This is a genomic window from Lacipirellula limnantheis (assembly GCF_007746075.1).
In the GTDB taxonomy this organism is placed as follows: domain Bacteria; phylum Planctomycetota; class Planctomycetia; order Pirellulales; family Lacipirellulaceae; genus Lacipirellula; species Lacipirellula limnantheis.
Map to the genome: position 1 here is coordinate 6,234,552 of NZ_CP036339.1, position 17,712 is coordinate 6,252,263.

The 17,712-nt window shown below is 63.2% G+C and carries 10 protein-coding genes; 5 read left to right on the forward strand and 5 right to left on the reverse strand.

What is annotated here, in order from left to right; translation table 11 throughout:
- The first annotated feature begins 157 nt into the window (after positions 1-157).
- Positions 158-2,326 carry a TolC family protein gene (locus tag I41_RS24355; RefSeq protein ID WP_145435627.1) on the forward strand — a complete coding sequence of 723 codons (2,169 nt, stop codon included), beginning with the start codon at positions 158-160 and terminating at the stop codon, positions 2,324-2,326.
- Positions 2,327-2,386: 60 nt separating this feature from the next.
- Here the strand turns inward: I41_RS24355 and I41_RS24360 are convergent, their stop codons facing one another.
- The 3 genes from I41_RS24360 to I41_RS24370 form a co-directional block, all read right to left on the reverse strand.
- Positions 2,387-4,588, reverse strand: a complete 2,202-nt coding sequence (locus I41_RS24360) for an AMP-binding protein (protein ID WP_168207135.1) — start codon at positions 4,586-4,588, stop codon at positions 2,387-2,389.
- A 268-nt stretch (positions 4,589-4,856) separates the two neighbouring features.
- Entirely contained in the window at positions 4,857-5,687 is an 831-nt protein-coding gene (locus I41_RS24365; protein ID WP_145435629.1) for a hypothetical protein, read from the reverse strand.
- A gap of 238 nt (positions 5,688-5,925) precedes the next feature.
- Entirely contained in the window at positions 5,926-8,340 is a 2,415-nt protein-coding gene (locus I41_RS24370; RefSeq protein WP_145435630.1) for an ATP-binding protein, read from the reverse strand.
- Positions 8,341-8,640: 300 nt separating this feature from the next.
- Between I41_RS24370 and I41_RS24375 the strand changes: the two genes are divergently transcribed.
- Complete coding sequence (locus I41_RS24375; RefSeq protein ID WP_145435631.1) at positions 8,641-10,842, forward strand: serine/threonine protein kinase; 2,202 nt, start codon at positions 8,641-8,643, stop codon at positions 10,840-10,842.
- A gap of 263 nt (positions 10,843-11,105) precedes the next feature.
- Here the strand turns inward: I41_RS24375 and I41_RS24380 are convergent, their stop codons facing one another.
- Complete coding sequence (locus I41_RS24380) at positions 11,106-12,620, reverse strand: sigma 54-interacting transcriptional regulator (RefSeq protein WP_145435632.1); 1,515 nt, start codon at positions 12,618-12,620, stop codon at positions 11,106-11,108.
- 242 nt (positions 12,621-12,862) lie between these two features.
- Here I41_RS24380 and I41_RS24385 point away from each other — a divergent pair, with 242 nt between their 5' ends.
- Both I41_RS24385 and rrtA read left to right on the forward strand, forming a co-directional pair.
- Positions 12,863-15,055, forward strand: a complete 2,193-nt coding sequence (locus I41_RS24385) for a VIT and vWA domain-containing protein (protein WP_145435633.1) — start codon at positions 12,863-12,865, stop codon at positions 15,053-15,055.
- Between the two features lie 237 nt (positions 15,056-15,292).
- Entirely contained in the window at positions 15,293-15,886 is a 594-nt protein-coding gene (gene rrtA / locus I41_RS24390) for a rhombosortase (RefSeq protein WP_168207136.1), read from the forward strand.
- Positions 15,887-16,142: 256 nt separating this feature from the next.
- Here the strand turns inward: rrtA and I41_RS24395 are convergent, their stop codons facing one another.
- Positions 16,143-16,571: a cupin domain-containing protein gene (locus tag I41_RS24395; protein ID WP_145435635.1), complete on the reverse strand. Its 429-nt coding sequence runs from the start codon at positions 16,569-16,571 to the stop codon at positions 16,143-16,145.
- 363 nt (positions 16,572-16,934) lie between these two features.
- Between I41_RS24395 and I41_RS27590 the strand changes: the two genes are divergently transcribed.
- Entirely contained in the window at positions 16,935-17,105 is a 171-nt protein-coding gene (locus tag I41_RS27590; protein WP_168206815.1) for a hypothetical protein, read from the forward strand.
- Positions 17,106-17,712: the final 607 nt, after the last annotated feature.

Sequence of the window (17,712 nt, forward strand, 5' to 3'; positions counted from 1 at the left end):
TTTGCCGCTCGGAGGCAATTTGGGAAGGTAGCGCAAGCCTTGGGGGTTCTGCCGGAAATCATCGTTCTACCGTTTCTACCGTGACGAAAACCTGTTCGAGGCTCCTCAGTTCAGACCACAGTCATGGACGCCTTCCCCGCTCTTACCTAGTCGCCACATGCGCTGGTCGCGTCATCCTGCTTTCGTCTGGCCGCTGCTCGCCTGCTTGCTGCTGGCTGAGGGGTGCCGGATGCGCGACAAAACGGCGTTCAAGGCGGTCGACGACGACTGCTATCGAGCGCTGGCGGCGACCCAAATCGAAAACCCCGTGGTGACTCCCTGCAGTCACAGCGAACAGGATTGGGCCGCCGTTCAACCGCTGACGCTCGCCTCGATTGGCCAGATGGAGTACTGGAACCTCACGCTCGAGGAAGCGGTTCGCATCACGATGGCTCAGTCCGACGTCATCCGCGACCTCGGCGGGACCGTGCTGCGGTCGCCGGCCACCGTGGAAACGTACTGGAACCCGGCCGTCGTCGAAACGAATCCTCGGTTTGGCGTCGATGCGGCGCTCAGCGCCTTCGATGCTCAACTCACCAGCAGCATTTTTGGAGCGAAGAACGACCGCGCCTTGAATAACGAGTTTTTCGGCGGCGGCACGCGGCTGCTCAGTCAAGATCTACTCGTTCAGCAAACGCAGATCGCCAAACGCTCGGCGACGGGCACCCAGTTCGCCGTGCGGCACTACACCGACTACGACGCGAACAATGCTCCGAGCAACCTGTTCCCCAGCGCGTGGAATACGAACTTCGAGGTCGAAGCTCGCCAACCGTTGCTGCAAGGCGCCGGCGTGGAGTTCAATCGGATTGCGGGCCCCAGCACCACGCCCGGTTTGTACAACGGCGTGCTCGTGGCTCGACTGAACACCGACGTCGAGCTGACGGACTTCGAGATCGCCGTTCGCGATCTGGTGAGCAACGTTGAGAATGCTTACTGGGATCTCTACTTCGCCTATCGCGACCTTGACGCCAAGATTGCCGCCCGCGACGCGGCGCTCGAAACGTGGCGCCGGATCAATGCCCTCTACGTTTCCAGCCGGCGTGGCGGCGAGGCGGAGAAAGAAGCGCAGGCTCGCGAGCAGTTCTATCGGTTTCAGGAGGACGTCGAGAACGCACTGGCCGGTCGATTGCTTGGCGGCACCAGCGTCAACAATGGCAGCAGCGGGGGCACGTTCCGCGGCGGCGGCGGCGTGCAGGTCGCTGAGCGACGCCTGCGCATGCTGGTCGGTCTGCCGCCGAGCGACGGTCGGTTGATTCGTCCCGCGGACGAACCCGTGAGCGCACCGATTCGCTTCGATTGGCAAGAAATCACCCGCGAGTCGCTCGTGCGCCGCGCGGAACTCCGTCGCCAACGGTGGCTAACGCGTCGTTTCGAGTTGGAACAGATCGCCAGCCGCAACTACCTGCTTCCCCGCCTTGATGCGGTTGCGCGCCAGCGCTGGCGCGGTTTCGGCCACGACTTGATCCATAGCGATTCGACGGGTCGCGATCGGTTCGACAATGCTTACATGGATCTCGTGAGCGGCGACTTCCAGGAATGGCAGGTAGGCTTCGAATTGAACATGCCGATCGGCTTCCGGCAGGGGGCGGCGGCGGCGCGCAACGCCGAATTGCAGCTCACCCGCGCACGGGCAGTGCTCCGGGAGCAGGAACATATCGTCCTCCACGACGCCGCTAACGCCGTCGCAGAGTTCGATCGCACGGTGGTGGTGACGCAGACGGCCGGAAGGCGTCTTGACGCCGCCCGCCATCAGCTTGACGCCGTCGAAGCGGCCTACGATGCCGACAAGGCGCCGCTCGACTTCGTCCTCGAAGCACAGCGCCGCTTGGCCGAAGCCGAGAGCAGCTACTACCAGGCGATGGCCGAGTACGCGGTGGCGATCAAAAACGTCCACTTTGCCAAAGGCACGCTCCTCGACTACGACGGCATCGTGCTGGCTGAATCGGCTTGGGCCGACAAGGCGTACGCGGATGCGGCTGAACGCGATCGTCTTCGCGGCCGCCCGCGGGTGCTGAACTATGCCTCGGCTCGCCAACCGGTCGTTGGCGGCGGGGCCTACGATCAACAGTCGCTGGAGTCGAATCCGCTCGGCCTCGGGATGCCGGTTCCCACCGAGCCCGTCGCGACGCCTCCCGCGGATCCGCCCACCGACGTCGAGCCGCTGCCACCCGTGCCGCTACCAGTCGAGCCAACGCTGCCTGATGAGCCGACCATGGTGCAGCCCATGGCGCTGCTGCCGACTCCAGAGGCGACGCGCGCTGACGTGACGGACGCTAGGGCAGAGTAAAGACGCACGCCGACTCGCTCATTTCGTTTTGGCCAACCTGGGACAAGCCGAGAAGGCCGCTTACTTTCGCCGCGCGTCTGCTTCCATCGCGGCGAACCATGAGTCGACCCCGTTGCCGCTTGGTTCGCCCAGCACGGCGACGCCCAGCATCGAGTCGGCGAGAAAGCGCGACAACTCGGCGGGGGTCGGATAGCTCCAAGCGGCGGCGGGAGGCAAGCGAACGCCGAGGACCTTCTCAAAGTCGACGTTCAATTCCAGCGCCGTCAGCGAGTCCATCCCAAGTTCGGTGAAGGGAACGATGGGCGACATAACGCCGCAGCCAGGTTCGACGCGCTCTTCCAGCCACTCAAGCATCCAGCTCTGAATCTCCTGAGCGAGTTGTTCCGGCGCCATTGTTCCCACATGGTTCAGGAACTCGGCGCCGTGACGGGCGCCACGGCCCTGTGCTGCGCCGTTGAACGGTTCTGTTTCGGCGAGCGGATCGATGGTCGGCGCGCCGGCCGACGTTGACTGCATCCATGACGCGAGTTGTTCCAACCCGTTCGCAACGAGCAGGTCGCGGCAACGGCTCCGCTGCACCTTGCCGCTCGACGTCAGCGGCAATCCTCCCGGTCGCAGCAGCACGATTTGGTAAGGGTCGACGTCATGCTCTTCGACGATGGCGGCGCGGATGGCACGCAGCACCGGCGTCATATCGTTGCGGCGATGTTCGCGAGCGATCTGGTGGACGACGACCAACTGCTCGTGGCCGTCGACTTCCCAGGAGAATGCCGCGCCGAGATCCACTGCTTCGTGGGCCTGTTGAACCGTGCGTTCAATGTCCTGGGGGTAAAGATTGCGACCCCGGATGATGATCACGTCCTTCGCACGACCGGTGACGAACAACTCCCCCGCGTCGAAGGCTCCAAGATCCCCGGTGCGCAGGAATGGTCCGCTGCCGTCGGCGAGGCGGCCTCCGAACGTTTGCCACAACTCTTCCGGATGATTCCAGTACCCCTTGGCGACCGATCCGCCGGCGATCCAAATCTCGCCGATTTGACCGTCGCCGCACGGCTCGAAGGTGTGCGGATCGACGACGCGCACCTCCTGATCGCCGAGCGGCTTGCCGCAACTGACGAGCGTTTGCACGTTGGTCGCGCTCGCGGCCGCAGCCAGGCGGTGCCGACCTAACGCTGCGCGATCAGCCTGAAACACGCGCGGCCCCTCCGCGCGGCTGCAGCCGCTCACCATGAGCGTGGCTTCGGCCAGGCCATAGCAGGGGAAGAACGCTGATTTGTTGAAGCCGCGATCGCCGAATGCCGCGGCAAAATCGTCGAGAGCCCGCGCGTCGATTGGCTCGGCGCCGCAGAACGCGAGTTTCCAACGGCTCAGGTCGAGCGCCGCCCGCTGCTCGGGCGAGATCTTTCGCGCGCAGAGCTCGTAAGCGAAATTCGGCGCCCCGCTAATCGCGGCGCCGGTCCGCGAGATTGTTTCGAGCCACGCGCTGGGGCGCTGCAAAAAGGTCGCTGGAGCGAGCAAGTACGACGTGCCGCCGACGAACAACGGCGTCAGGATCCCGCCGATCAACCCCATGTCATGATACGCCGGCAGCCAGAAAACTCCCGCGACTGGCGGAAAGCTCTCGTCCGCTCGCTTCAGACAAAAACCGCTACGGATCAACTCAAGATTGTGCAGCAAGTTGCCGTGAGTCACCACGACGCCGCGCGGCTGCGAGGTGCTGCCAGAGGTGTATTGCAAGAATGCCGCGTCGCCGGCCGCGCGTTGAACTGGGTCGGCAAACGCATCTTCATCGCGGCAGCGGTCGACGGCAATCCACTCCAATGCGCGAACGCTGGCCGACTGCTCGTCGAGCTGCATCATGCCGAGCGTTTCGCTGGTGGTGAGCGCGACCAGCGGCTTGCAATCGGCGACGATCGCATCGAGTCGCGACGATGGCCGGCGCGGCTTCGGATAGGTCGCCGGCGCAGGCAGGACGCCGGCGTACAGGCACCCAAAGAACGCCGCGATGAACTCCAGGCCCGGCGGGAAGACCAGCACGGCGCGTTCGCCCGGCGCGGCAACGCGGCTCACTTCCGCAGCGACGGCCCGAGCCCGCCGATCAAGCTCAGCGTACGTCCAGCTCAACTCGCCGCGGCCATCGGCGGCAGCGCTCTCCGGCACGAAGACAAACGCGGCTTGCAGCGGGCGCTCAGCGGCGCGACGGCGCAGCAATTCGGCGACGCTTCTCAATTCCGACTGCGGCGTTGGCGCTTCTGCTGGCATGACCGATCGTAGCAGGGAGAAAATGTCGTACCGAAATCGGAAAGTATTGCTAGTGGGCAGCATATGGGTCGCAGGCCGCATGGGGGTGCTCCTTGCCGGCGGGCATGATGATCTCTCGAGACGCAGGCAAAGCGCTCAACTAACGTAGCGTTGCCCCTCAGTGGAATGCAACGCGATCGAGGGGCGCGCGGCCGGAGTTTTCCGAAGAATCGGCGGGGTCGGCCGCTACCGCTCGAATCATCGTAAACGCTTAACGCGCGGCGGTTCCCTACGCTTTCTCGGCCTGCTGTTCCGGGGCGTCGGCAGGCGTTTTTGCCGGTTCGTCGGCGTCTCCGGACGTGTCCGCCTCATCGCTGGCGGCTGGCTTCTGGTCGGCGCCAGCCCCTTCCGCGGGGCGTTCATCGTCGCCCTCGGCCGGGTCGCGGGGGGGTTGGTTCTCCAGCGGCCTTTTGGGTGGGTTTCCATGCAAACTGCCGAATTGTTCATTGTTCAACGCCAGGACGCCAAATCGCTCTGACTTGGCGCCCTCCCCCTCCGGCTGCACCGCGACCGAGCCGAGCGCGGCGAGGACTTGGCCCCGATTCTCGGGGTTCACCACCGCCACCCCCTCGCACACGATCTGCCGCATGCTGAGCTGATCGTCGGCCAATCCAAACTGGCGCACCCCCTCGTTGTCGGTGAGCAGCAGGCTGCCAAGTCGCCGAGTCGTGCCGTCCGGTTTGGCGGCTTCAGCGGCGGTGAGCAGCGCCAAGACGCGATTTGGATCCTTCGGGTCGAGAACCGTCACCGCATTGCAGGCGATGCGGCTCACTTGCAGCTGGTTGTTCGTGACGCCGCACAGCTCTTTCCCCTCGCTATCGATTAGGAGGAAGACGCCATACCGGTCGGCGTTCGGATTGTCTCGTTGCGGCGGATTCGATGAGAGCTTCGCCACGATGCGGTCGGGTTTCTCGGAGTCGATCACTTCGAGCTCTTCGCAATAGATTTTGCCCGCATGAAGCCGGTCGGTCGTCACCTGTTGCGTGAACTTATCGCGCAGCGCGGCGCCGAGGGCGAAAAAGAGCAGCGGGTAAATAATCCAACGTTCGCGTTCGTTCATATGATGAGCTTCGGTCAGGAAAGGGTTTAGATTGAACCGCCGAGGACGCCAAGAGCGCCAAGGAAATGCCATGTTAATTGAAGGAACCGCCAATGAACGCAGATGAATGCAGATTGTTTCTCAAGAAAGCTGACTTCGTTCTTCACCCATCATCTGCGTTTATAAGCGTCCATCGGCGTCTATCGGTGGTTCCTCTACTTCCTCAACGCTCTTGGCGTCCTTGGCGGTTAATCGCTATTCAGTAAGCAGTTCGCGCCGCGCCGTCGTCGCCGATCCACCAGGGTAACCACACCAGCGACACGGGCTGCACTTCAATGTCGCCCTTGCGCGGCGGGACCTCGATCTTGGTCAGCTTTAGTTCATGCAGCGGTTCGGCGTCGGCGTCGAGTGGGTCGACGGGGGGCGCCGTCAACTTTGTGAGCCGATCGAGGTCCCGTTGCTTCTCGCGGAGGTGCGACTTCGCCGCCGCGTGCTTCTGCCGGTCCTTCGACATTTGGGTCCACAGCGATTGCGTCACCAGTTGCTTGCGGCTTCGTCCGCCGAAAATGCGCACCAGAATAATCTCGGCGCCCCGCACGATCGCCTGCGACATGAACCCGAAGAGCCACCAGCGCGTCTCGTTGGCCGCCGACTCGGCTTCGTCCACCTCCTGTTCAACGCGTTTGATGACCTCCGGCAGCAATCGCTGACGAAAGGCCTCTGCCGACTCGTCCGGCTGTGAGCGGGCGTCGAACTCGACGCATTCCCATAGCGTCAGCCGCTGGGATTGGTAAACGTGATTTTTCAGGTCGTCATCCCAGCGACGGTAATTTCGCTCCACGGCCATGTCGCCGGGCAAGTCGCTGAATGCGGCGCTGGGTTCCGGTTCGTCGAGAAGCGTCGACCGTTCGCCCATGACTTGGGCGGTCTCCCACGTGGGCTGCGGCATGTCTCCATGCACTGGCTGGAGCGCAGCGAAGTCGCGCCACACGTCGATGCCATCGCTCGCGCGAATAAAGTGGAGACGGCCGACCGCAAACAGCCCAGGGCGATAGGTGAGTCGCTCGCCGCCAGCTGGTTTGACGCTCTCGTCCAGCGGCCAAAATCGCTGCGTAACTTCGGCAGAAAGGACCGGGCGGCTTTTGGCGCTCGTCGACTCCGGCGCGCGACGTTGTTGCGCGGGCGTCGAGCCTACCGGTTCTCGACTAGGCGACGATGACCCCGGCGCTTGCGACGTCGCTGCGGACTGCATCGCCGAAGTTTTGCGCGCAGCCATCAACGTGCTGATCTGGGAGCGCGTGAGCGGCCCCGCGAGGTAGGACAGCGCCCACCGCGTTTGGAACACCTTCGGCCCGCTCGCGTGGACGTTGTTCATCAAGAACACGCGGCTATCGAGCGCGGCGAGGGTCGCCTCCATCGCCTTCCGATTGAACGTCGCTCCCGCTTCGGCTGACGCCCCCTCCAGCCCTTCAATGACTCGAGCTTTGTCGCGTTCGGTCTGCAAGCGGCCGAGAAACCAAGTGCCGGCGTTCGAGAGCCCTTTGTAGTCGAGATCAACCGGATTCTGGGTCGCCAACACGCACCCTAGGCCGTAGGCGCGAGCCTGTTTCAGCAGCGTGAGCATCGGCCGCTTGGCCGGCGGGTTGGCCGTGGGCGGGAAAAAGCCGAAGACTTCATCCATGTAGAGGATCGCGCGCAGACTGCCCGTGCCCGGTTGCGAGCGCATCCAAGCGATGACTTCATTGAGCAGAATGGTGACGAAGAACATCCGCTCGGCGTCGGTGAGGTGGGCGATCGAAATGATCGAGAGCCGCGGCTTGTTCTCTTTCGTATAGAGCAATCCTTGCACGTCGAGCGATTCTCCCTCCAGCCAACTCGCGAACGAAGGCGACGCCAGGAGGTTGTTCAGCCGCATGCCAAATTCCAGGCGATCCTTCGCCGGAAAAAAGCTGTCGAGGTCGACGACGCCGACGCGCTTGAACGGCGGCTGTTGGAGTTCGTGAATCAGCCCCGCCAGATCAAGCGAGCGTCCCTCGCGCCAGGCCTGACCGAGCACGTTCGAGAGCAGGATATGTTCGCGGCTGGTCACCGGATCGGCCGTCACCCCCAACAACGCGAGCAATCCCGACGCCGCGCCTTGAATCCGATCGTTCAGCGCATCGGCGTCATCAAGCACCGCCTGCGGCGGTGCGGCAAACGACTTCAGCACCGTCAGCGGCAACCCGGCGCTGGAACCCGGAGTGTAGATGGCGCGATCGACCGTGTCGGTGAAGCGTTGAATCCGCGCTCCATCCTCATTCCACTTCGCCAGCCCCGACTTCCACAACTCGGCCGCCTGCTGGGCCAACTCCTCGACGGTGATCCCCTTCCGCGACGCGACGCTCGGATCAACCCACGGCTGGAAGTCGCTTGGGAGCAGGTCGGGAAAGGCGAGCAGCAAGTTGCCGAGGTCCCCCTTCGGATCGATGGCGATCGCCGGGATGCCGGCCAGCGCCGCCTCCTCCAGCAGCGAGATGCAGAGCCCCGTCTTGCCGCTGCCGGTCATGCCGACGCAGACGGCATGGGTGGTGAGGTTTTCGGTCTGGTAGAGCAGCGGCGTCGCTCCGACGGCGCCGGCGGCGAGATCGTAATCCCGTCCGAGGTAGAAGCGGCCCGGCGAGTCGATTTCCTGCATGTCGATTCCTCACTGCAGCCCCTGGCTCCACCAGGGGGTAGCCTCACGCGGGACGTTACCAACCGGAATAGCGGCCACCCCCCTGGGCGGAGCCAGGGGCTGAAATTGCGGGAAAACACGGCGCCAATCGGGTGACTATACTCGAAGTTGCGTCGAACTTCCTCCCCTGTGCTAACGTTCCTAGGGTAGCCGCCCCTGCTCCGCCAAGGGGCAGCGCCTGCCGACGCCCGAGCTTCGCCCCGCAGCAACGTTGCGGGCGACACGCGCCCAACCCGTCGATTCAATCAAACGCCGCCGCCGATGAGCTTTCTCGACCGCTTCCGCCGCAACGTCCATCACAGCAGCAGTCGTGCGCCGGCGGCCCACATGACGTGGGCTGCCCGCAGCGTCTCGCACACGCTCACCACGACGCGACTGTTCCTGAAAAAGCAGCTGTGGCTCTGGCCAATCATTGCCGTCGTGCTCCTTTCGACTCTCGGCTTCATCGTCCACCGCGCGATCGAGTCGACGATGAAGGCCAACTTGAAGTCGGAGCTGCAAACGCTGCTCGAGGTCGAGCGGGCGATGGTCGAACGGTGGATGGCAACGCAAGAGCGTAACGCCGAGGCCATGTCCAACGATGCCGAAACGCGCCGCCTGGTCGGCGAACTGTTGGCCGCCAATCGGAGCGACGCCGCCGATAAGACCGCGACGCTGGCAAAGGCGCGCCAGGCGCTGGCCGACGCCCTTGGTCCCGCGATGACCTCGCATAACTACTTCGGGTACGTACTCGTCGACCGCGAACGCCGCGTGGTGGCGGGATCTGAGCCCGAACTCGTTGGCATCGAACCGCCGGCATCGCTCACGAGGTTCGTCGATCAAGCGCTCGACGGCACCGCGGTCGTTTCGAAGCCGTACGCCAGCGTCTCGGCCATTCGCGATGCCTCGGGCGTGCGGCGCACGGGCGTGCCGACAATGATCGTCTGCGCGCCGGTCCGAGACGAAAACTTTCAAGTCGTCGCCTCGCTCGGCTTGCGCATTCGTCCGGAGCGCGACTTCACGCAACTTTTGCAGCTCGGTCGCTACAACGAATCGGGCGAGACCTACGCCTTCGACGCCAATGGGCTGATGCTTTCCAACAGTCGATTCGACGATCAGCTGATCCTGCTGGGCATCCTTCCCGACCAGCCCGACGCGCGATCGATCCTCAACGTCCTGGTGCGCGATCCGGGTGGCGACCTGACCGCTGGCTACCGCCCCCAGGCACGCCGATCGGAAATGCCCCTCACGGCCGTCGTCGAAGCAGCCGCCTCGGGAAAGAACGGCGTCGACGTCGAAGGGCACAACGATTATCGCGGCGTGCCCTCCGTCGCCGCTTGGGCCTGGCTCGACAAGTACGATTTCGGCGTCGCCACCGAAGTCGACATGAGCGAAGCCTACGGCCCGCTGTATATCTTGAAGCGGACGTTCTGGACGCTGCTCGGCCTGCTGATGCTTAGCTCGGTGGCGATCTTCCTCTTTACCATCCGCGTCGCAAAGCTGCAGCGCGAAGCCCGCGCCGCCGCGATCGAAGCCAAACAACTCGGCCAGTACCAGCTCGAACAAAAGCTCGGCGCCGGCGCCATGGGCGTCGTCTACAAAGGCCGCCACGCCATGCTCCGCCGGCCCACGGCCATCAAGCTGCTCGACGCTCATGTCGTCACCGATCAGTCGATCGCCCGCTTCGAGCGCGAGGTCCAGATCACCAGTCAGCTTACCCACCCGAACACCGTCCAGATTTTCGATTACGGCCGCACGCCCGAAGGGGTCTTTTACTACGCGATGGAATACCTCGAAGGGATCGACCTGCAGAACCTCATCGAGCGGTACGGCCCGCAGCCCCCGGGGCGCGTCATTCACTTACTGCGGCAGATTTGCGGCTCCCTCTACGAAGCCCACTCGCAAGGCCTCGTGCACCGCGACGTGAAACCTGCCAACCTCTTCCTCACGCGGCGCGGCGGCGAGGCCGACGTGGTCAAAGTCCTCGACTTTGGCCTGGTCCGCGCGCGCGAAGAGCAACAAAACGGCGACGATCGCTCGATGGCTGGCACGCCGCTCTATATGTCTCCCGAAGCGATTCAGTTGCCGGGCTCCGTCGACGGCTGCAGCGACATCTACGCCGTGGGAGCCGTCGGCTACTTCTTGCTGACCGGAAAAACAGTGTTCGAGGCCAACACCGTCATGGAGTTGTGCGACAAGCACCTCAACGCCATCCCCGTGGCGCCCTCGACGCGGCTCGGCAAACCCGTGCCGGTGGAACTCGAGGAGGCGATTCTCGCTTGCCTCGAAAAGTCGCGGGCCAAGCGTCCCCAGACGGCGCGCGACTTGGCCCAACGACTGGCGCGCTGCCCCGCGGCGACCGAGTGGTCGATCGAGGAAGCCGAGGTCTGGTGGAGCCGGCACGATCGCGGGCACGGAACATCGTCCATCAGCCCCGGGGCGCCGACGCTGAGCAAAGACCTGGAGGCGACGATCGCGCGCTAGCGAAGAACGTGATGAGCATCGATCCCGTCGCGGTGGGACGTCGCGACATTAGCCCAGCGTTTCAACGCTGCGTTGCCTGCAACTTTGCCGCGTCATAGTCCCTTAGGGACTGACTTTCAATCGTCCCTAAGGGACTTGTCAATTCGCTTTTCTCATCTACCCGAGCGTTGAAACGCTGGGCCGTCGTCACACGCCCCGCTGGGACCGAAAAACGACCGCCACGAGCACGGCCATGAATTACTCGGCGAGTCGTTGACCCGCCACTATTCACTGAGCTTCTTCTTTACGGTGCGCCAGTCGAGGCCCGTGCGCTTGGCCGTTTGTTCGTAACTACCACAGTGGGCGTGGACGATTTTGCAATAACGCCGCAACAGTTCTTCCGCACTTAGCTCTCCGCCGCGAATCGAGCGAGCGGTCGACTCCCAATCGTCTCCCGTCCCCTTCGCCGTACTCGCCGGCGTGTAGGCGCCATGGATCATCACGTTGCGGAAGCATTGTTCGAGCTCGCGCACGTTCCCCGGCCACGGGTAGCGCGGGCCCAGGTGCTTGTTGATCCACTCCGCGACTTCCGTCGCCAGCGATTCGGCTTCTTCGGGGGCCACGCGACGGGCGCTCATCACCAACAGGTGCTCCAAGTCATCCGGCGCTTCGTCGAGCTGCTCGCGCAGCGTCGGGGTCGTAATGCGATCAGCACACAAACGATAGTAAAAGTCCTCGCGGAAGCGGCCGGCGTCTATCTCGGCGACGAGGTTGCGATTCGTGGCGGCGATGACTTTTCCTGAAAAGCGCCGCTCGGCGGTGTCGCCGAGTCGCTGGAACATCCGGCTTTGGAGCACCCGCAGGAGTTTCACTTGAATCGACGCGTCAAGTTCCCCGATTTCGTCGAGGAACACGGCGCCATGCTCGGGGCACGTTTCTAGCCAACCGACGCGATCAGCGACGGCGCCCGTAAATGCTCCCCGACGATGACCGAAGAGTTCGGACTCGATGAGCGTTGGCGACAGCGCGGAAAGGTTCACGGGATGGAACCCGGCGCAAAACTCTTCGACGAACCGCCCGCGCTCGCCATCGAACGGAATGTAGCGCGAGAGCCCGATCGCGCGGGCCACCAGTTCCTTGCCGGTGCCGGAGGGACCGGTAATAAGCGTCGTCACATCCCCCAGACAGCGATAGATCGAACGCTGATAGCGCCGCAAGTCATGGGTGAAGATCGACTCCCACACCATGCTTCGTAGCCGCGCAGCCGCGGGCGAGCGGCCGACGATGAAGAAGAAGACGTGGAAGAAAGCTCGCCGCAGCTGGAAGTAACAAGCGAGCATATGGCAAGGATCGTAGCCAATGCCGAGTTGCCGGCCTCCGGGAGTGAAATAGCGGCTGACTTCGTCGCGAAACTTCCTCCAGAAGCTGACCGGGGCCGCGGGTCGGCCGGCGTGGGCGGCTTCGATCATCTGCTGCAGCTCGATGCGGTAGGCGTCGAACAGGTGATACAGGACGGCGTCGGCGTAAAGCTCCACGTCGCGCTCATCGGCCCTGGCGCCTTCGGCGAGTCGCCCCGCGGCGTCGCGCACAAGCGTTCCTGCCAGCAACGCTATCCGCTGGTAGTTAGGATCGGGCGCCGCCGCGGCAAGTTGTAGGCTCCAGACTGCTTGGGGGCCGCTGAACTGGTCGCCGAGGATTTGGCGTTCGAGCTCGACCCGTTCCATCTGAAATGGGTTGACGTAGCCCAGCCGAGAGATGGCCGTGGCAAGCTGGCGTTGGCCGGGGGTGAAGAGCGCCATTTCCACTTCGCCGACATTTAATGCTGGTGATCCTGCATTGAGTGTAGCATCGGAAGATCTGAACTGAACCCACCCAGACCATAGAAAAATCCATAAGTCTCTTAATAAAAAGGCGTTACAGCTTTTCATGAATTCCGGCCCCTTGCTTGCATTAGCGAACTCCAGCCAACGTCGACCAGTGTGGCCGACCGGCTGTCGCGGAGTGATCCGCGGCCCCTCCCTCCCGGATAGGAGTTCGCAAGATGCCCGCCAAAGATCTGAAATCTGTCGCCATCGCGGCCGTCGCCGCGGCCACGCTGATGGTCCTCATGGCCCTGGCCTCCCCCGTCTTCGCCGCCGGCCAACTGATCGCCGACGGCGGACTCGGCGGCGTTCTCGAAACGAAGGAGCACGACGTTCGCGTCATGGTCAACAACGGAGTCGCGGTGACCGAGGTCGAACAGGTCTTCGTCAACAAGGAAGACCGCATTGTCGAGGCCCTGTACGTCTTCCCCGTGCCGAAGAACGCGAGCGTCGCCAACTTCAGCATGTGGATCAACGGCCAGGAGATGATCGGCGAGGTCGTCGAGAAGGAACGAGCCCGCCAGATCTACAACAGTTACAAGCAAGTGAAGCGCGACCCCGGCCTCTTGGAGCAAGTGAACTACAAGCGGTTCGAAATGCGGATCTTCCCGATCCCGGCCCGCGGAGAACAGCGGGTGAAAGTGACCTATTCCCAGGAGCTGGAAGTCGATCACGATTGGGCGACGTATGTCTATCCCCTCGCCACCACCGTCGACGGTCGCCGCGTCAACGAGCGGACGTCGGGCCGGTTCAGCTTCTCGCTCGAAGCAAAGAGCGAAGTCCCGATCGTGCAGATGGAGAGCCCGTCGCATGGCGAGGAATTTGTGATCGCCAAGCATAGCGAGGGCTATTCGCAGGCGAGTCTTGAAGTCGACGGCGGCGACCTGAGCCGCGACGTGGTCGTCTCGTACAACCTCGAGCGACCGCAATCGGGGATCGATCTCATCACCTCGAAAGAGGCTAACGACGACGGCTACTTCATGATCACGATGACGGCCGGGAAGGAGCTGGAGCAACAAGAAAAGGGAATGGACTACGTCTTCGTCCTCGACGTGTCGGGAAGCATGGCTCTCGACGGCAAGCTGGGGACCTCGCGGCGTTCGATCGAATCATTCATCGAAGCCCTCGGCCCGGAGGATCGCATGGAGGTGATGACGTTTAACCTCCAGCCGAATCTGCTCTTCAACGAGCTGAAGCCGGCGGATGAAGCCGGCCACAAGGCAGCCGTCGAGTTCCTGAACTCGCAGCAGGCGCGCGGCGGGACGATCCTCCGCCCTGCCCTGCAGACGGCGTACAAGTATCGCGACGCTGATCGTCAACTCAACGTCGTCCTCCTGTCAGACGGCATCACCGAGTCGGGCGAACATCGCGAACTGCTCGAACTGATCGCCAATCGTCCCGCCGGATCGCGGGTCTTCTCGATCGGCGTGGGCAACGAGGTGAACAGGCCGCTCTTGGAGCAACTGGCTCGTGAGTCGGGCGGCCTCGCGGCGTTCCTCTCGCCGGGCGACGACTTCCAGCGGCAGGCCCAGGCATTCCGTCGCAAGTTGACGCGGCCAGCGATGTCACAGCTGAAACTGCAGTTCGCTGGGGCCGACGTATACGACGTTGAACCGCAGACGTTACCCGACCTATATCATGGTTCGCCGGTTCGCGTCTTCGGTCGCTACCGCAACGGCGGCGAGCTCAAGGTAAACGTCAATGCCGAAGTTCTGGGCAAGCAGGTCAACGAGTCTTTCGAGACCGACCTTCCGCAGGTCGACGACGCCAATCCGGAGATCGAGCGTGCTTGGGCTTCGCATCGCGTTGCCCGGCTGATGGACGACGAACGCCGCAACGGCGCTCCTGGCTCGCTCCGCGACAAGATCGTCGAGCTATGCGAAAGCTACTCGATCGTCAGCGAGTACGCCTCGTTCATCGTGCTGGAGAACGACGCCGAGTATCAACGCTGGTCGATCGAACGGAAGAACGAGAAACGAATGGGCCGTGATGGGGCCGCGCTCGAAGCTCGCCGCGCGGCGCTGCAGCAGATGCGCGAAGAAGCGCTCGCCCAGCTTGGCCCCGAGGGAGTTGAGAAGCGGATTGACGAAGTGAGCGGCCAACCGAACCAGAACGCCAATCAGCCGCTCGCTGCCAACTCGCCTGTCACGCCTGACTCGCCCGCGTCTCGACCAGCGCCACGTCAATCGCGTGGATTCGACTTCAACGCTGGCGCCTCGCCGAGTCGCAATAACGACAGCGGTGGAGGAGGAGGCGGAGCGATCGACCCGCTCACCGGCGGACTGCTACTGGTGGTCGGCGGGTACGGCGTCTGGACCAGCCGGCCGCGCCGGCCGAAAGTCGCGACCAGATTCGATGAAACGACGGCGTAGCTAGACGCCAGTGGTGAGGGTGGCGGCGACCGGCTTGCCGCGGCCAGTTGGTTGCTCTCTGGCTCGACAAGCGGCGTCGCCATCCGTTTTTTCTTGGATGCGATTCTTTACCACGAAACACACGAACGGACACGAAAGAATTTGGTGAGAAGAATGAATACCGTGGCCGCGTTGAAGCTGAGAAACATCGAACAAGATTGTGCGAACAGCTTAGTGGAATCATCACAAGTCGATCGCATGACTCCTTCCCTTAAGGGAGGAGGACTGGTAGTCCTCGCTCTTCTGGGGATGGCGGTGGTCGCCTGGGCGACGCCGCTCGCCGGCGAAGCTTGGGAGTACGATCGCGAGGCGATCCTTGACGGCGAGTGGAGTCGGCTCCTCACCGGCCACCTGACGCATTGGAATTTTGATCATCTCTTTTGGGATGCAGCGACGTTCCTGTTACTCGGGATCGCGTGCGTGTGGCGAAGCGTTGGCCGAACGGTCGCGACGCTGTTGGGAGCCACGACGGCGATTTCGGCGGCACTGCTCCTGTTCCAGCCGCAAGTGGCGACGTATCGCGGGTTGAGCGGACTCGACTCGGCCCTGTTTACGCTGCTGGCCGCGATGATCTGGCGCCAATCGCGGCGCAACGGCCGCTGGAAGCTGGGCGCCGTCGCCGTCACGGCAGGGGCGGCGTTTCTAGCGAAGGCAGCGTACGAATCGGCGACGGGGACGACGCTGTTCGTAGATAGTTCCGCGGCCGGGTTCGTACCGCTCGCTTCGGCCCACCTCATTGGCGGGGCGGTCGGGGCGATCGTGGGCCTCGGCGGTCGTGCGGCGCTCCGTTGATCTCACTGGTGAAGGGGCGATCGATCAGTGTCGCGCCGGCCGTTTCAAAGGGTGTCAGGACCGCTCTGTCGAAAACCCCGTTCCGCTAGCTAAACCGACGGGCCGAGAGGTGGTTTGCTTGCGGAAGTACGGCTCAAAGTGTTCGCGCCGCCTTGCCGTCGTCGCCGCTAAGTTGTCGCCGCTAAGAAGTCGATCGGTTCCCATGGTCGCGCGAAGATGCCCCATCTGGCTCCAAGGCGCCGGATGAAAAGGAATCTCACTTGTCCCGGTCGTCGCGGGCCAGGATGGCTTCGTCTTCCGTCGTCTTGCCGTCGAAATGCTCGTTATCCGCTTCGGCGTCTTCGCGCGTGTGGTGGACGACGCCATCGCGATGATTCGGCGGCGCGTAGAGCGTGTAGAGTTTCAGCGGGGTGCTGCCCGTATTGACGATGTTATGGTTGGTTCCGGCGGGGACGACGATCGCGAAGCCCTCTCGGATCGCCGTCGATATCCCGTCAAGAATCGCTTCGCCGCTTCCCTTCTCGACTCGAAAAAATTGGTCGAGCTTGTGGACTTCCATCCCGATCTCTGCTCCGGGCTCTAATGACATCACGACAAGTTGACAGTTCTTCGCCGTGTACAGCACGCGGCGGAACTCGTCATTTTTGACGGCTAACTCTTCGATATCCTGTACAAAACCTTTCATGGCGTCTCCTGTTGCTGGAATCGTGTAACGCCCCGGGAATGCTGCCGTGAGCCGCTACGCTCAGTTGACGTGCACAACTTATGCCGGGAACTCTGCGCGTCTGGCACGCACCTGTAGGGGGAGACAGCCTTCAAGAAAGTTCACGGCGCACAGCGCCGTGTGCGGCTGCGGGCGCGCGGTACCGCAGCACTCCCGATTGAAGTCGATTTGCGTGTTCGCACTCCTGACCTTTCAGGTTGCGCCACGGGCGTGAAGACAGCTCGCCCCCAGTTACTGATGCTTACTCCTAGACGCGTCGCTCAAAGCGGCGTGAGCCACGACGAACGTGTTGCCCGTCGGCCCGTGAGTGGTAGAGTGAGAAGCGTGTTACGACGCCATAATCTTCTGGTTCTCGCCCTCCAGGTCATCCTAGTCGGGTGCGTTCCCGTCATGTGGTTCATGCACAACCCGTACAAGCTGACGGCAGCCATCATCGCGCCGGTGGCAGGCTTGCTATGGATTGTCGCCGTGCTGTTTGAGCGAAAATCGTCCTAGGCGACGCCTCCCTGCTTGACTCTAGCGTTCGGCGTGCGAGCCGCGCAGGCGCTCGCCAGGCCCGCAGTCGATGAGCTACACTCCTTGCAGCGCCCCGAGGCGTGACAGGTCCGGCAGGCGCGCCGGCGTGCCGGGTCGCTCTGGTCTTCGGAAGGAAACGACCCGACGCCCATGCATTGCGGGCAACGACCCGTGCCTAAGCACGAGCCGCAGGGTGGAGAGGCCATGAGAATTGCCTACGGCAAAACGTGCGCTGAACTTGGCCGGCGATGAACGATCAATCGGTCGCTGCGGTGAGCAACGGCTTAGGGAGCCAAGTGGCTTCAGCTCGTACGCCTGCAGTATAGCACTGCCAGCCGTGAGGTGGAGTAACCTTTTCGGGGGATGATTCACGAATCCCGCGGCACGCCGCTGGCATGGATCAAGGGCTCCTCTCTCTGAGGAAGCGTCGAGCGACGCGACGCACCTGCGAACTGGGCGACGGAGTCGCTGGCAGCCGCGTGAGGGTTAAGCGTCCAACGTTCCGTCCTGGTCAAGGAGGAGTTCGGAAAACCTTGACGAAAAGGACGGCCAACAATGCGTACCCCGCTAAGACGAGAACCGCCAG

Coding starts and splice junctions, on each gene's coding strand:
- rrtA (WP_168207136.1), top strand. CDS start 15,293: ATGACTCCTTCCCTTAAGGGAGGAGGACTGGTAGTCCTCGCTCTTCTG.
- I41_RS24370 (WP_145435630.1), bottom strand. CDS start 8,340: ATGCAGGAAATCGACTCGCCGGGCCGCTTCTACCTCGGACGGGATTAC.
- I41_RS24375 (WP_145435631.1), top strand. CDS start 8,641: ATGAGCTTTCTCGACCGCTTCCGCCGCAACGTCCATCACAGCAGCAGT.
- I41_RS24355 (WP_145435627.1), top strand. CDS start 158: ATGCGCTGGTCGCGTCATCCTGCTTTCGTCTGGCCGCTGCTCGCCTGC.
- I41_RS24380 (WP_145435632.1), bottom strand. CDS start 12,620: ATGGCGCTCTTCACCCCCGGCCAACGCCAGCTTGCCACGGCCATCTCT.
- I41_RS24385 (WP_145435633.1), top strand. CDS start 12,863: ATGCCCGCCAAAGATCTGAAATCTGTCGCCATCGCGGCCGTCGCCGCG.
- I41_RS24360 (WP_168207135.1), bottom strand. CDS start 4,588: ATGCCAGCAGAAGCGCCAACGCCGCAGTCGGAATTGAGAAGCGTCGCC.
- I41_RS24365 (WP_145435629.1), bottom strand. CDS start 5,687: ATGAACGAACGCGAACGTTGGATTATTTACCCGCTGCTCTTTTTCGCC.
- I41_RS24395 (WP_145435635.1), bottom strand. CDS start 16,571: ATGAAAGGTTTTGTACAGGATATCGAAGAGTTAGCCGTCAAAAATGAC.